We start from the raw sequence: 14,323 nt of genomic DNA on the forward strand, positions 1-14,323 counted from the left end.
CCGAATTCCAGGTCTTCCACCGTTACGATGGAACCAATGCTGACAGTATCGATGTCGATCTCGTCGTTATTGATGATGCGGGCGTTGCGGAGCATTTTCTCCAACGTAATGATACGGCCTTCGATAAATGCCTGCTCGTTCTTCGCATCTTCGTACTCGGAGTTCTCGCTGATATCGCCATATCCGATCGCCACTTTGATCCGTTCAGCTACTTCGCGGCGCTTGACGGATTTCAAGTTCTCCAGTTCGTCTTCAAGCTTATTTAGACCGTCCTGTGTAAGAATAATCTCTTTATCGCTCATGTGACCATTTCTCCTGTCGTGTGGCTTTTATTCATACGTTGTATGAATTCACTGTTACTTAATATATTACGCTCCATGCCCATGATGACACCGCGCAGTAAGCAGTTCGACATCCCCAAACCCCAGGCAGACGGTTTGTTATTGGAAGATTATATTTCATGTTCATCTATATGTCAACGAAAGCCAATTCCAAATGTAATCGCTTAACTTCGCCAATCGCAAAGGACCCGTATGAATCCTTTGCTCTCTTATTAATGGTATACCGCTTCGTTTCTGGTAGATGTGACTGCAGTTACTGGCGTCTCGCTCGTATCGCCCAGCGACTCGACAAAATCCCCCAAAATTTGCACCATTTTGTCACGTGTCGTTTCTTCCATGATAACGTCCTTCACCTGAGCCGCGCCTGGAATACCCTTCAGGTACCAAGCCAAATGCTTGCGCATTTCGCGGACAGCCGTGAACTCGCCTTTAAGGTTAACGAGCCTGTCCATGTGAAGAATCGCCACGTCCATTTTCTCGCGGGCCGACGGATCGTTCAGCAGCTCGCCCGTCGTCAAATAATGAATCGTGCGATACAGCATCCAAGGGTTGCCGAGTGCGCCGCGCCCGATCATGACGCCGTCGCAGCCCGTTTGATCAAGCAGCTTCTGCGCATCCTCTGGCGTGAACACGTCGCCGTTTCCAATAACGGGAATGGATACCGCTTGCTTAACATCCCTTATAATATCCCAATTGGCCGTACCGGTATACAACTGCTCCCTTGTTCGTCCATGAACGCTGACTGCTTTGCCGCCCGCACGTTCGACCGCTTGGGCGTTCTCGACCGCAAAAATGTGCTCGCTGTCCCAGCCGATGCGCATTTTGACCGTTACCGGCTTCTCCACCGCTTCAACGACCGCCGATACCATTTCATAGATCTTGTTCGGGTCGAGCAGCCAACGGGCGCCCGCGTCGCATTTGGTCACTTTCGGCACGGGGCAACCCATATTGATATCGATTATGTCCGCATTCGTTTGTTTGTCGACGACTTTCGCCGCTTCCACCAGCGACTCGCGGTCGCCGCCGAAAATTTGCAGGCTCAGCGGCTTCTCGCGCTCATCGACGAAGAGCATTTCCATCGTGCGCTTGTTGCCGTGCAAGATCGCCTTGTCGCTTACCATCTCGGCGCAAACAAGGCCAGTGCCGAACTCTTTGGCAATCAGTCGAAAAGCCGGGTTGCACACGCCTGCCATCGGTGCCAGCACGACTCTATTCTTCATCTCGATGTTTCCGATTTTGAGCATGGACACCCAGTCTCCCTTCTGACTCGCGGAGGTATTTTCTTTATTATTTCGTTGCTTTGCCGGTCAATTACGACTCGGCGGTTAAGTCGGAGTAGCTAATCCCGAGCGCGTCCGAGATGCGTTCCAGCAGCTTCGGGTCGGGCTTGCGCGTTCCCCGCTCCAAGGAGCCGAGCACGGCAACGGATATTTCCAGCTTTGCAGCCAGTTCCTGTTGCGTGTACCCTTTCAGCTTCCGGAATGCGCGGACGCGCCCTGCCAATTGATCGTATTCCATAGCGCGATTCCTTCCCCTCTGTCCTGTAACGCTTGCTGCGCCAATTCCGTCGCCTGCGCGTAAAGCGGATGCCCATCTTCCAGCACATCAGAGAGCGGCACGAGCACGAATGCCCGTTCCATCATGCGCGGATGGGGCAGCGTCAGCTCCTCGCCGGACATCGCGACTCCTTCGTAAAGCAGCAAATCCAAATCGATCGTGCGCGGCCCCCAGCGGACATCTCTCGTACGGCCGAGCTGCAGTTCCATGCCAAGCATGGCACGAAGAAGCTGCAGAGGCGAGAGCGACGTGTCCAGGGCGGCAGCCATATTAAGAAAGGCCGGCTGGTCGGTATAGCCGACAGGTTCGGTTTCGTACACGGCCGATACGCGAAGGACCTTGATATCGGGATGCCGCTCCAGCATCAGAAGCGCGTCTTGCAAGAGCTTTGCACGATCCCCGACGTTGGAGCCCAGCGCGATATAGGCAACGCCGCCTTCTCCGATCATCCGCTCGTTAGTTCCCGGCGGGTTGTAGTCTTCCATGGTCATCCCGCTTTCTGCAAAGTTCCACCGTCACGCCGTCAAAATAAATTTCGAACGGCGGATTCGGCTTCGTTACGGATACCGTCACTTCATTTACACTAGTATAAGCGTCGAGCACGGTCGATGCAATGTGACCAGCTAAAGCCTCGATCAGTTTGAACGGCGGCCCTTCGACGACCTTCTTCACCAATGTGTGGATTTCGGCATAATTCACGGTCGCTTCCAGGTTGTCCGTCGCTGCCGCCTCGGATAAATCGAGCCGAATGGTCAGATCGACATAGAACTGCTGGCCTAACTTGTTTTCTTCCGGAAAAACGCCATGATAACCGAAAAACCGCATGCCTCGCAAAATCATTTTATCCATTGCCATACTTCATTCCCCTTTTCTAGTGACGGCATAAACCGGAATAGACGATTGCATCGGTCATCAACGCGGTTTCGCGGTTGCTGCGAACGTCATGCACCCGTACGAGCTGGCAGCCTTGCACGATGCCGAGCGCCGTCGTCGCCGCTGTGCCGAACGCGATCTCGTGCGTCTGCAAGCCCAATGTTTCGCGGATAAATTTCTTGCGCGACGTGCCGAGCAGGACAGGATAGCCTTCTCCCGTCAGCTTATAGAGCTGATTCATGAGCGCCAGATTGTCTTCATGGGTCTTGGCAAACCCGATGCCGGGATCCAGCCAGATGTTATCATCGGTCACGCCGGCAGCGCGCGCAATGGCTACGCTCTCCCGCAGATCGGCCAGCACATCCTCTGCCAAATCGGCATAGTCGCGGTCATGGCGATTATGACTGATGATGACCGGACAACGAAAAGCTGCCGCAACCTCCGCCATGCGCGGATCGCTCTTCAGCCCCCAAATGTCATTGATGATATGAGCGCCTGCTTCAAGTGCTTGCTTGGCGGTCTCGGCCTTGTACGTATCGATGGAGATCGGCATGTCCGGAAGCGCCTCCCGAATGGCCCGTATCGCAGGCAAAACCCGCTTCAGCTCTTCCTCCAGCGATACCGCCGCGAAGCCCGGCCTAGTGGATTCCCCGCCGATATCGATGATATCGGCGCCCTCGGCTGCCAACTGGCGTGCATGGCGTACGGCAGCTTCAACATCGCTATATCGGCCGCCATCGGAGAACGAGTCCGGCGTCGTGTTCAAGATGCCCATTATAGCGGTTCGACTGCCAAGCTCCAGCTTGGCTCCTCCCGTAAAGGTATAGGTGCGTTTATACGGCCACTGGTTGTTCATTGGCGTCTGCAATTTGGAAAGCATAGATTCATTCACTTGTTTGTATCCTCCCGATAAAGGGACAACAGTCTGGCTGTCATCGGTCCGGCCTGTCCGGTACCGACGCTCCGCGTGCGCCCTTCGGTATCTCGCAATGTTGTAACGGGCACAAGTTCCTGTACGGAATTGGTCACCCAAATTTCTTCAGCCTGCATGATTTGTTCCCAGGTATAGAAGCCTTCCTCCGCCTCCACGCCTTCCTGCGCAGCCAGTTCGAGCACGCGCGCCCGCGTCACGCCCGGCAGAATGCCTGTCGCGATGGACGGCGTATACAGCCTGCCCCCGCGGGCAAAGAACAAGTTGCTGACGATTCCTTCAGACAGCCAGCCTTCCTTTGTAAGCATAAGTCCTTCCGCGCCCGGCGCAGTCCCTATAGCCGTTAATTCCCGCTTCGCAAGGATATTATTCATGTAGTGCAACGATTTTAAACGAATTTCGCCTTCCGGCGTATTGCGGAGCGTCGATAGCCGCACAAGTTCCCTCCCCGACCTGTATAGCTCCGGACTGGCAGCCGGCAGCGGCTTTACGAGCAGCAAGACGTTGGGCGCTTCATAGTCCCCGGACGGAAGGCCGACAATACCTTCTCCCGCCGTAACGGTTAGCCTGACGTAGGCTTCGATCAGCCCATTCGAGGCCATCAGCTCGCGAAGCCAGGAACGAATCTGCTGTTCGTCCGGCTCATATCGTATGCCAATAGATCGACAGCCCTCCGAGAGCCTTTCCAAATGGCGATCCAAGAGATAGGGGATGCCCCCGTAAGTCCGGAACGTCTCGAACAGACCCATTCCATACAAAAAACCGTGATCGTAGACCGAGATCACGGCTTCCTCCTGACGCTTGATGCTTCCGTTCCATCCGATATTCATCGTGCCGCGCCTGCCCGCAAATTAAGAAAGTTACGAAGCAGGGTGAACCCATTCTCGGTAATGATGGATTCCGGGTGGAACTGCACGCCTTCAATGGCGTATTCCTTATGGCGAAGTCCCATGATTTCGCCCTCTTCCGTTTCTGCGCTGATCTCCAGGCAGTCCGGCAGCGTTTCCCGCTTCACGATAAGCGAGTGGTACCTTGTCGCCGTGTAAGGCGACGGGATGCCAGCGAAGACGGTCCGGCCGTCGTGGAAAATCTGCGAGGTTTTGCCGTGCATCAGCTTCTCCGCGCGCACGACGTCGCCGCCGAATGCTTGTCCAATTGCTTGATGGCCGAGGCAAACGCCGAAGATCGGGATTTCGCCCTTGAACCGATCGATGAGAGCAAGACTGACGCCTGCCTCATTAGGACTGCACGGTCCAGGTGAAATGAGAATATGATCCGGCTTCAGCGCGGCAATACCATCCAAATCGATTTCGTCATTACGTTTGACGACGATCTCCTCACCCAGCTCACCCAGATACTGAACCAAGTTATACGTAAACGAGTCGTAGTTATCAATCACCAATATCATGCGCGTTTCCCCCTTCGGTCACTAAGTAGACGACAGCCGCAATAGGGGCCGGGCTTCGCTCAGCCCTGTTCCGACCACTGCTCGCTGTATTGTATCGCCTTCCAAAGCGCCTTCGCCTTATTCATCGATTCGAAGTATTCCCGCTCCGGCAAGGAATCGATCACGATACCGGCTCCGGCCTGAATGTGAACGACCTCGTCCTTCACAAGCATTGTACGTATAATAATATTAAATTCCATATCTCCGTTGTAGTCAATCCATCCCATGGAACCCGTGTACGGGCCGCGCCTCGTCGGTTCCAATTCTTCGATGATTTCCATGGTGCGGATTTTGGGCGCGCCGGTAATCGTTCCGCCCGGGAATGTGGCGCCAATCACATCGTAAGCATCCTTGCCTTGGGCCAGCCGGCCTTCGACTTGAGAGACGAGATGCATGACATGGCTGTAGTATTCGATCACCATTAGTTCCTCTACCTTGACCGACCCGTACGCCGATATACGGCCAAGATCATTGCGCTCCAGGTCGACGAGCATGATGTGCTCCGCCCGCTCTTTCTCCGTACCGAGCAGCTCTTCGGCCATCTTGCGGTCCTCATCTTCCGTCCGGCCGCGACGCCGCGTGCCCGCGATCGGCCGCGTTGCCAGCTTCCCGTCGGCCAGCTCCACCAGCAGCTCGGGCGAAGCCGATACCAGCTGGAAGTCGGGAGCGCTCATGTACCCCATATAAGGCGACGGATTCACCAGGCGCAGCCATTCGTAAAGCTCGCGCGGATCCGCCTTGGACGAACGGTCCTGTCGCTGAGACAAGTTCACCTGAAAGACGTCGCCCGCCGAGATATAGTCTCGAATCCGCTCTACCGCGATCTGATACGCCGATTGGGTAAACGGGGATTGGATCCCGTCGATCGGCTGCGCGTCCACTACAGCCATCCGCGACTCCATGAATCGGACGCGTTCTTCGCGGAGCGCATTTGCCTTCTCCCCGGACTGGCCGCCAGCGAACGCCTCCCATTGCGCCATCAATTGATCTGCCCGAGCGGACGCGGCCCTGTACAAGGATTCCAGCATGGCCTGCGAAGCGGCAGACGGAACTTCGGTATGAACGACAGCATATAACTGCTGTTGTTCATGGTCGATGATCCACAGCTCATCCATCCGCATAAACATATAATCCGGCAAGGCCAGATCATCCGCCGCCTGTTCGGGAAGGCGCTCGATCGATCGAATGACATCGTAGCTCCAGAAGCCCGCGCAGCCGCCCGTCCATTTCGGCGCCCCAGTCACGCGCGGCGCCTTGCGTCCGCCCATCCAGCTGCGCACCGCTTCAAGCGGTTTCTGCTCGTATACGGTCACGCTGCCGCTCGCCTGGTCGACCGCCTCCGCGCGCGCGCCTTTGCCGCGAATAACGGATGACGGTTGCAGCCCTAAGTAGGTGTAACGGCCGACCTTTCCGCTTTCCAATACAAACGCGTAAGGGGCCGCCGCCTTCCACGCGGATTCCCATGAGGCAGGACGTCCGCCATCCCCTCCGTCCAGCGGGCGCCTTATTAGCAGCGGCAGCGCCGTGTAGCCCTGCGCCTGCCATTCCAGCCAGTCTTGAATGGCCGTCCGTTCCATGATGATTGCCGCCTTTCGCTTCAAGTCCCGTTCTTAAGAGCCCGTCGCTCTTTGTTGGAAGCTAGTATACCGAAATTGCATGGAAAAGGAAAGCATATCACGAACAGGCTGCTCTTTCCCCGTAGCCCGGATGCAAAAGAGGACCTTCGCTAATGAAGGTCCTCTTCCTGTATGATCGGCAATAGCCGGTATTAGTTCTCGAAGTTGAACAGCGGCGTGGACAGGTAACGTTCGCCATTGGACGGAACGACCGCAACAACGCGTTTGCCTTTGCCAAGTTCTTTCGCCACTTGCAGTGCCGCAAAGATTGCGGCGCCGGAGGAAATACCGCAAAGAATGCCTTCTTCTTTCGCAGCGCGGCGAGCGGTTTCAAACGCTTCCTCGTTCTCGATCGTAATGACTTGATCATAGATTTCGCGGTTCAGGATCTCAGGGATGAAGTTAGCGCCGATCCCTTGGATTTTGTGGCCGCCTGGGCTGCCGCCGGACAGCAGCGGAGATGCCGATGGCTCAACCGCTACGATGCGGATGTTAGGGAAGTTTTGTTTCAATACTTCGCCTGCGCCGGAAATCGTACCGCCGGTTCCAATCCCTGCCACAAACGCATCGAGCTTGCCGTCAAGCGAGTTGATCGCTTCAACGATTTCCGGACCCGTCGTTTCACGGTGAACCTTCACGTTCGCTTGGTTCTTGAATTGTTGCGGAATGAAGTATGAAGGGTTCTCGGCTTGCATTTCTTCTGCACGGCGAACCGCACCGTTCATGCCTTCCGAGCCTGGCGTCAGAACGAGTTCCGCACCGTAAGCACGAAGCAAATTGCGGCGCTCGATACTCATCGTCTCAGGCATAACGAGAATCGCTTTGTAGCCTTTCGCTGCAGCGACCATCGCCAAGCCAATACCCGTATTGCCACTTGTAGGCTCAACGATCGTATCGCCCGGTTTGATGCGTCCTTCTTGCTCGGCAACTTCGATCATGCTGATCGCAATCCGGTCCTTAACGCTTGCACCCGGGTTTTGATATTCAAGTTTAACGTAGATTTCTGCGCTATCCTCAGGCACCAGACGGTTCAAACGGACAAGCGGTGTATCTCCGATGAGTTCAGTTACGCTTTGTACAATTTTAGCCATGAAAAGTTGCTCCTCCTTATTCCGACTAATTCAGTTGGTATTGCCTACATCTTATCAATTATGCCCAGTAGTTGTCAATAGCCAGTTTCATTGCGATAGGCTGTTGTACCCGGTTCTATGGAATGACGACGGCGTTGTATTTCTTCAGCAAACTGTCTTCGATCGCCTGCTCGCCGTTCAGTTTGCCGATGGCAATTTCCGTGCGCGCCTGTTCGTGAATTTGCTGTTGGTCGAGCCGTTCTTCCGTCTTCTTCTCCGTCAGTTGGATGATCGCTTGGCCTTGTTCGACCTGGATCGGACCAGTCGACTCGCCGACATTCAACTTCTTCGCTGCCTCGAGCAGATTGGGATCCATGATGGGATCATCCGCGTCGACATAGCCAAGATCTCCGCCATCGGATGCCGTATCGGAATCAATCGAATACGTCTGGGCCATTAGCGCAAAATCCTCGCCGTCTGCCAGTTTATCGAGCACATCGCCGGCCGCCTTCTCGGAACTCGTCACGATCCACGAGAGGCGCAGCTCGGTGTGGGCCGCAAACTCCTGATCGTTGTCCGCGATGTAGGCGTCCTCTTCGGCTTCGCTCACAACGGCAGTCTTCACTGCGATCTTCTGCAGCAGCAGCCGGTACCTCAAATCCTCGCGAATGTCGTCCGGCGACATGCCAAGCTGATCCTTCATCGAGTCGTAATAATTCTGTTCGCTCTCGTAGCCTGCCATCATGGCGGCCAGTCCCTTATCCATCTCGTCGCTTGTGACTTCCAGTCCGTAAGCGAGCGCTTCCATGCGAATCGCGGCGCGCACCATGAGCGTGCGCAGCACAGTGTCGCCGTATTGCTTCCGAAGCTGAGCAGTCAACTCGCTAACCGTAATGGACTCGCCGCCAACCTTTGCCGCGATGGGATCGGACGGGTTTACCGAAGGGGGCGCAGCGTGATCGTGATCCTGCGTTCCTTTCGGCGGCACCTGCGGGGCAGTCTTCGGCGGCAGCAGCACGCGGTAAACGACGATAAACGCCAATATGATCAAACACAATGCTTGCAGCAGCACGATGCGCTTCAGCACCCGGTCCTTATTCATAATTGCTTGAGCCTCCGATAATGCATTGTTCCTGCATCGTTATGCATGGTTCATGCATTGTTATTGCATCGGTTTCGGCTTTGCCTGTTCGAGCAGCATTTCCAGCTGCGGGCGGTCAAATACGTACTTCTCGTTGCAGAAATGACACTCGACTTCAGCTTGTCCGTCTTCTTCGATAATCTGTTTAAGGTCATGCTCGCCCATACTGATCATGGTCCGTTCTACTCGTTCTTTGGAGCATTGGCATTTGAAGACGACGCCTAGCTCGTCCATGAGCTGTACGTCTTCCCCTACCACCCAGCGCAGCAAGCCTTCAGGGGTTTCCCCTTGCTCCATTAACACGGAAATCGGAGGAAGTCCGGCAATTGCCGCCTCGAGTCTGTCGATTCCTTCCTCGGTCATGCCCGGCATCACTTGGACGATGAAGCCTCCGGCCGTAATGACTTGGCCATACTCATCGACGAGCACGCTCAAGCCGACGACGGACGGCGTTTGTTCCGAAGTGGCAAAATAGTACGTGAAATCTTCCGCCAGCTCTCCAGAGACAATCGGCGTACTGCCGCGATACGGCTCCTTGAGCCCGAGGTCTTTAATAATATGGATGTAGCCCGTGCGTCCCACGGCGCCCGCCACGTCAAGCTTGCCCTGTGCATTGCTTGCCAGCTGTACCTGCGGGTTATCCACGTAACCGCGGACTTCGCCGTTGGCATTGGCATCCACGACGATCTGGCCTACAGGACCGTCGCCTTTAACCTGGATCGTCAGTTTCTCATTGCCTTTCAACATCGCGCCCATAATCGCGCCGGCCGTAGCCGTGCGTCCCAAGGCAGCCGTTGTTGTCGGCAGCGTGTGATGCCGCTTGCGCAGCTCCTCGACTAGTTCTGTCGTCTGCACGGCAAGTACGCGAAGCTGGCCATTCCAAGCGGTGCCTCGGACGAGGTAATCGTGTTTCTTCGTTTCTTCTGCCATGTTGATGGTCTCCTAACCGACTTGCTTTTATCTACCTGCGGTGCGCGATGTCCAAGCAGGTTGTGTTTAGTCTTGATTTCGCTCGTAAATCATCCGAAGGCCTTCCAGCGTCAGCAGCGGATCCACCTCTTCGATCGTCTCCGATTCGGCTGCGATGAGATCAGCCAGTCCTCCGGTAGCAATGACGCGCGGGTTGACGTTAAATTCTTTGCGAATGCGATTCACGATACCGTCCACTTGACCCGCATATCCGAAAATAATACCGGCTTGCATGGAGGTAACGGGGTTCCGGCCGATGACGCTCTTCGGTCTGACCAGTTCGATTCGAGGCAGCTTCGCGGCGCGCTGATACAGCGCCTCCGTCGAAATCCCAATGCCCGGCACGATCGCGCCGCCCAAATAGTTGCTGTCCGCATCGATGTAATCGAACGTCGTCGCCGTCCCGAAATCGACTACGATGAGCGGCGCGCCGTACTTCTCGATGCCTGCCACGGAATTAACGATCCGGTCAGCACCTACTTCGCGCGGATTCTCGTAGCGAATATTCAGGCCAGTCTTAATGCCGGGGCCGACGACGAGCGGGGATTTCCTCAGATACTTCAAACTCAATTGTTCCAGCGTACGCATAAGCGGAGGCACTACGGAAGAAATAATGACACCTTGAATTTGATCCAGCTTCACGTTAGCGATCTGGAACAAGTTGTGGATCATAATGCCGTATTCGTCCACAGTTGCCGAACGGTTCGTGCTGAGGCGCCAATGATAAAGCAGCTTTCGGCCTTCGTAAATGCCGAGCACGATATTCGTATTGCCTACGTCGACGACAGCGATCAAGCGGTGACGCCTCCCTTCTTACCGTGCAAATCCAGACTGATGTCCAAGGATTGGAACGAATAGGTCAGGCCGCCTACCGAAATTACGTCTACGCCGCATTCCGCGATGGCGCGAACCGTATCCAGACGGACGTTACCCGATGCTTCGACGATCACATGCGGGGCACGGGCTTTAATCATCGCCGTCGCTTGGCGCATCCGATCATGCGGCATATTGTCGAGCATAATAATGTCGGCGCCGCAAGCGAGTGCTTCTTCAACCTGCTCCAGCGACTCGGTCTCAACTTCGATTTTCATCGTGTGAGGAATCGCGTGACGCGCGGCGTTTACTGCGCCTGTAATACCGCCCGAACCCTTGATATGATTGTCTTTGATCATAACGGCATCGTATAGGCCGAAACGGTGATTGAAACCGCCGCCGACCCGAACCGCATACTTCTCCAGCATACGATGTCCCGGCGTTGTCTTGCGCGTATCGACTAAACGAGTCGGCAAGCCTTCCAAGACATCCACGAATGCACGGGTCTTGGTCGCAATACCAGACAGCCGCTGCATCAGGTTCAGCGCAAGCCGCTCCCCGGTGAGAATGCTGTGCGTGCTGCCTTCCACTTCAGCAATGACGTCGCCTTTCGTAACGGCATCCCCGTCAGTCGCGAGCGGACGGAATTCAAGCGTCGCATCAACGACTTCAAATACCAAGCGAGCAATCGGAATGCCGGCCATAATGCCGGAATCCTTCATGTGAATAATCGCCTTCGATTGAGTCCCCGCAGGAATCGTCGCCCAGCTCGTAATATCGCCTGTTCCTATATCCTCAGCAAGCCAAGCCCGAATATGCGCGCGTACTTCGTCTGCGCTAACGCCTCCAGCTGCAGCCAACGTTGTTTCAAACATGTTCAATCCGCTCCTCTGTTAAGCCGTGTTCGCGATTGAGCACGACGTGCTTGCGCCAAACCAAATCGTCCCGTTCCGGAAAATCCTCGCGGCTATGCGCACCCCGGCTCTCTTCACGGGTAATCGCGCCCTTCGTCGTCAACATCGCGCAGGTGAGCAAATTCGCAAATTCGTACTCCTCGCGCTTCGAGATGACCGAGCGGAAAATCGAGCTGAGCCGATTAAGCTCTTCGGCTCCTTTAATCAACCCATGCGCATTCCGGTTCAAGCCGGCGTAACGCACCATGATCTTCTGCAGCTTCAGCCGCTTCTCCACGACCGCTTGAATGGGAGCCTCGCTGCGCGCCAGCGAATCCATATGAAGGTGAATGTCGCCCTCGTCAAGCGGCGTCAGCGAATTGATCCGTTCGACGATCCGGCGGCCGAAGACGATCGCTTCGGACAACGAATTGCTCGCAAGCCGATTCGCTCCATGAACGCCCGTCGATGAGCACTCGCCGCAAGCGAACAAGCGGGACAAATTAGTTTCGCCGTTCAAATCGGTTTTGACGCCACCCATCATATAATGCGCCGCAGGCGCGACGGGAATCCAGTCTGTCGTTAAATCAAGCCCGAAATTCAAGCAGAACTCATAAATATTCGGAAACCGGTGTCTGACCATATCTGCCGATTCATGCGTCACGTCCAAGAACACGAACGTCGACTTCGTTGCTTCCATCTCGCTGACGATCGCCCGTGCCACGACATCGCGCGGTGCAAGCTCCAGCTGCTCATGGTATTTCTCCATGAACCGTTCGCCGCGAATATTGCGCAGCACGGCGCCTTCGCCGCGAACCGCTTCCGAAATAAGAAAGCGCGGAGCGCCCGGATAACAGAGCGACGTCGGATGGAATTGAACGAATTCCATATCGCGAATATCGGCCCCTGCACGGTAAGCCATCGCGATCCCGTCTCCTGTGGCGACTTCCGGGTTCGTCGTATAACGATACAACTGCCCCGTACCGCCGGAACATAGAATCGTCGCTTTGCCGCGCACGATAAGACGCTGCCCGTCCGGCTTCTGAACCAGCGCGCCCACGCATACGTTATCATCCGTAATCAAATCTATGACAAAATGATCGTCCCACACCTCGATGCGGGGGTTGGCCACCGCTTTCTCCGATAGTGCACGAACGATCTCGAATCCGGTGGCATCGCCGTTGGCATGCAAAATGCGCCGCTGGCTGTGCGCTCCCTCTTTGGTTAGCGCGAATTCGCCATTCTCGACATCGAACTTGGTACCCATCCGCACCAAATCTTCAACGCCCATCGTGCCCTCATGCACAAGCACGTCCACCGCTTCGGCAGAACAAAGTCCGGCCCCTGCGATCAGAGTATCTTGGCGATGATAAGCGGGCGAATCGTCCTCCGAGATGACGGCCGCGATACCGCCTTGGGCATATCTGGTGTTGCTGTCGAGCAGCGATTTCTTCGTAATCATCAATACTTCATTGTCATCGCTTGCTTTAATAGCGGTAAAAAGACCGGCGATGCCGGCCCCGATTACAATAACGTCTTTATAAATAACCGGCAGCTCCTCGAGCTGCGCGTCGACAAGGTAACGTGGAATCATAGTCGATGCTTTCCTCTCTTCGGAAAGTAGGCCGCTCATATTACTTCACCTGCAGCATGCGCTCTAAGGATAGACGAGCTTTGCTGGCGACATCTTCTGGTACGTAAATTTGCGGCTGCATCGTCTCCAGGCATTTCACGAGCTTCTTAAGATTGTTGACCTTCATGTTCGGGCAAACCAAATATTTCGTTGCAAAATGGAACGTTTTGTTCGGGCTGTCCAGACGAAGCTGATACCCGGTACCGTCTTCCGTGCCGACGATGAACTCTTGGCAGTCGGACTCTTTGCAATATTTAATAATAGCGGTCGTGCTGCCGACAAAATCGCCAAGCTCCACGACTTCAGGACGGCATTCCGGATGTACGACGAATTGCGCGTTCGGATACTTCGCCTTCATTTCTTCAACGTCTTTCACCGTCAGCATGTCATGCGTGTTGCAATAGCCTTCCCAAATAATCATCTTCTTGTCGGTTTTCTGCTGGACGTAGTGGCCCAGGTTCTTATCCGGCACCCAGATGATTTCATCGGAATCGACGGAGTTCACGACGCGCACAGCATTGGCCGACGTACAGCAAATATCCGTTTCCGCTTTGATTTCCGCGGAGGAATTGATGTAGGTTACCACTTTCGCGTTCGGATGCTGGGCTTTCAGCTTACGCAGGCCATCGACGTTTACCATGTCGGCCATTGGGCAGCCCGCGCGCTCATCGGGAATGATAACGGTCTTGTTCGGTGCCAGGATCTTGGCGCTCTCACCCATAAAGTGAACGCCGCAAAATACGATAACATCGGCATCGGTTTCCGCTGCCTTCTGAGCAAGCAGGAACGAGTCCCCCCGAAAATCGGCTACTTCCTGAATTTCGTCACGCTGATAATAATGGGCAAGTATAATGGCGTTGCGTTCTTTCTTCAGCTGCATCAAACGTTCCCGCAGTTCGCGGTTTTGCTCCGCTTTCCGCTCGAGAGCTAATGCTTCCATGGCTATTTCTCCTCTTTTCACTAACTTTGTGAACAGATGCACAAACTCTGCCAAAATAAATCGGACAATTCGCCCTTTTGCCGTTTGTGCAGCTTTATA

General features: G+C 55.0%; 16 protein-coding genes (1 of these 16 running past the window's edge). All 16 read right to left on the reverse strand.

Features of this window, described 5'->3' with window-relative positions; genetic code table 11:
- Positions 1-302 carry the 5' portion of a transcription elongation factor GreA gene (greA, locus tag GZH47_RS15770; protein ID WP_162640920.1) on the reverse strand. Its footprint begins 175 nt before the window's first position, so 302 of the gene's 477 nt are visible here — the first part of the coding sequence; it begins with the start codon at positions 300-302; its stop codon lies off the left edge, out of view.
- A 251-nt stretch (positions 303-553) separates the two neighbouring features.
- Positions 554-1,585: a tRNA dihydrouridine synthase DusB gene (gene dusB, locus GZH47_RS15775; protein WP_162640921.1), complete on the reverse strand. Its 1,032-nt coding sequence runs from the start codon at positions 1,583-1,585 to the stop codon at positions 554-556.
- A gap of 67 nt (positions 1,586-1,652) precedes the next feature.
- Positions 1,653-1,859 (reverse strand): helix-turn-helix domain-containing protein, encoded by a 207-nt coding sequence (locus tag GZH47_RS15780; RefSeq protein WP_162640922.1) that lies wholly within the window; start codon positions 1,857-1,859, stop codon positions 1,653-1,655.
- Positions 1,811-2,383: a 2-amino-4-hydroxy-6-hydroxymethyldihydropteridine diphosphokinase gene (gene folK, locus GZH47_RS15785; protein WP_225446093.1), complete on the reverse strand. Its 573-nt coding sequence runs from the start codon at positions 2,381-2,383 to the stop codon at positions 1,811-1,813. Before folK ends, GZH47_RS15780 begins: the two co-directional genes overlap by 49 nt.
- Complete coding sequence (gene folB, locus GZH47_RS15790; protein WP_162645279.1) at positions 2,355-2,747, reverse strand: dihydroneopterin aldolase; 393 nt, start codon at positions 2,745-2,747, stop codon at positions 2,355-2,357. The genes folK and folB overlap by 29 nt, the downstream gene beginning before the upstream one ends.
- A gap of 22 nt (positions 2,748-2,769) precedes the next feature.
- Entirely contained in the window at positions 2,770-3,627 is an 858-nt protein-coding gene (folP, locus tag GZH47_RS15795) for a dihydropteroate synthase (protein WP_162645280.1), read from the reverse strand.
- A 32-nt stretch (positions 3,628-3,659) separates the two neighbouring features.
- On the reverse strand, positions 3,660-4,532 hold the full coding sequence (locus tag GZH47_RS15800; protein ID WP_162640923.1) for an aminotransferase class IV: 873 nt from the start codon (positions 4,530-4,532) through the stop codon (positions 3,660-3,662).
- Positions 4,529-5,110 (reverse strand): aminodeoxychorismate/anthranilate synthase component II, encoded by a 582-nt coding sequence (pabA, locus tag GZH47_RS15805; protein WP_162640924.1) that lies wholly within the window; start codon positions 5,108-5,110, stop codon positions 4,529-4,531. The genes GZH47_RS15800 and pabA overlap by 4 nt, the downstream gene beginning before the upstream one ends.
- Positions 5,111-5,169: 59 nt before the next feature.
- The gene (locus GZH47_RS15810) at positions 5,170-6,726 is read right to left on the reverse strand and encodes an anthranilate synthase component I family protein (protein WP_162640925.1); all 1,557 of its coding nucleotides are present in this window, start codon (positions 6,724-6,726) and stop codon (positions 5,170-5,172) included.
- 191 nt (positions 6,727-6,917) lie between these two features.
- The gene (cysK, locus tag GZH47_RS15815) at positions 6,918-7,856 is read right to left on the reverse strand and encodes a cysteine synthase A (RefSeq protein ID WP_162640926.1); all 939 of its coding nucleotides are present in this window, start codon (positions 7,854-7,856) and stop codon (positions 6,918-6,920) included.
- Positions 7,857-7,971: 115 nt separating this feature from the next.
- Positions 7,972-8,937, reverse strand: coding sequence for a peptidylprolyl isomerase (locus GZH47_RS15820; protein ID WP_162640927.1), 966 nt, complete (start codon positions 8,935-8,937; stop codon positions 7,972-7,974).
- Positions 8,938-8,997: 60 nt separating this feature from the next.
- On the reverse strand, positions 8,998-9,906 hold the full coding sequence (gene hslO / locus GZH47_RS15825; RefSeq protein ID WP_162640928.1) for an Hsp33 family molecular chaperone HslO: 909 nt from the start codon (positions 9,904-9,906) through the stop codon (positions 8,998-9,000).
- 66 nt (positions 9,907-9,972) lie between these two features.
- Positions 9,973-10,740 (reverse strand): type III pantothenate kinase, encoded by a 768-nt coding sequence (locus GZH47_RS15830; protein WP_162640929.1) that lies wholly within the window; start codon positions 10,738-10,740, stop codon positions 9,973-9,975.
- On the reverse strand, positions 10,737-11,633 hold the full coding sequence (gene nadC, locus GZH47_RS15835) for a carboxylating nicotinate-nucleotide diphosphorylase (RefSeq protein ID WP_162640930.1): 897 nt from the start codon (positions 11,631-11,633) through the stop codon (positions 10,737-10,739). Before nadC ends, GZH47_RS15830 begins: the two co-directional genes overlap by 4 nt.
- Complete coding sequence (gene nadB / locus GZH47_RS15840) at positions 11,626-13,245, reverse strand: L-aspartate oxidase (RefSeq protein WP_162640931.1); 1,620 nt, start codon at positions 13,243-13,245, stop codon at positions 11,626-11,628. The genes nadC and nadB overlap by 8 nt, the downstream gene beginning before the upstream one ends.
- Positions 13,246-13,285: 40 nt before the next feature.
- Positions 13,286-14,224: a quinolinate synthase NadA gene (gene nadA, locus GZH47_RS15845; RefSeq protein ID WP_162640932.1), complete on the reverse strand. Its 939-nt coding sequence runs from the start codon at positions 14,222-14,224 to the stop codon at positions 13,286-13,288.
- Between the last annotated feature and the right edge of the window lie 99 nt (positions 14,225-14,323).

The organism is Paenibacillus rhizovicinus, from assembly GCF_010365285.1.
GTDB classification, from domain to species: Bacteria; Bacillota; Bacilli; order Paenibacillales; family Paenibacillaceae; genus Paenibacillus_Z; species Paenibacillus_Z rhizovicinus.

Excerpts from the sequence above, each read along its gene's own strand:
- cysK (WP_162640926.1), bottom strand. The coding sequence starts at position 7,856 with ATGGCTAAAATTGTACAAAGCGTAACTGAACTCATCGGAGATACACCG.
- folB (WP_162645279.1), bottom strand. The coding sequence starts at position 2,747 with ATGGATAAAATGATTTTGCGAGGCATGCGGTTTTTCGGTTATCATGGC.
- GZH47_RS15820 (WP_162640927.1), bottom strand. The coding sequence starts at position 8,937 with ATGAATAAGGACCGGGTGCTGAAGCGCATCGTGCTGCTGCAAGCATTG.
- GZH47_RS15800 (WP_162640923.1), bottom strand. The coding sequence starts at position 4,532 with ATGAATATCGGATGGAACGGAAGCATCAAGCGTCAGGAGGAAGCCGTG.
- pabA (WP_162640924.1), bottom strand. The coding sequence starts at position 5,110 with ATGATATTGGTGATTGATAACTACGACTCGTTTACGTATAACTTGGTT.
- nadB (WP_162640931.1), bottom strand. The coding sequence starts at position 13,245 with ATGATTCCACGTTACCTTGTCGACGCGCAGCTCGAGGAGCTGCCGGTT.
- GZH47_RS15780 (WP_162640922.1), bottom strand. The coding sequence starts at position 1,859 with ATGGAATACGATCAATTGGCAGGGCGCGTCCGCGCATTCCGGAAGCTG.
- nadC (WP_162640930.1), bottom strand. The coding sequence starts at position 11,633 with ATGTTTGAAACAACGTTGGCTGCAGCTGGAGGCGTTAGCGCAGACGAA.
- nadA (WP_162640932.1), bottom strand. The coding sequence starts at position 14,224 with ATGGAAGCATTAGCTCTCGAGCGGAAAGCGGAGCAAAACCGCGAACTG.
- folK (WP_225446093.1), bottom strand. The coding sequence starts at position 2,383 with ATGGAAGACTACAACCCGCCGGGAACTAACGAGCGGATGATCGGAGAA.
- hslO (WP_162640928.1), bottom strand. The coding sequence starts at position 9,906 with ATGGCAGAAGAAACGAAGAAACACGATTACCTCGTCCGAGGCACCGCT.
- folP (WP_162645280.1), bottom strand. The coding sequence starts at position 3,627 with ATGAACAACCAGTGGCCGTATAAACGCACCTATACCTTTACGGGAGGA.
- GZH47_RS15810 (WP_162640925.1), bottom strand. The coding sequence starts at position 6,726 with ATGGAACGGACGGCCATTCAAGACTGGCTGGAATGGCAGGCGCAGGGC.
- dusB (WP_162640921.1), bottom strand. The coding sequence starts at position 1,585 with ATGCTCAAAATCGGAAACATCGAGATGAAGAATAGAGTCGTGCTGGCA.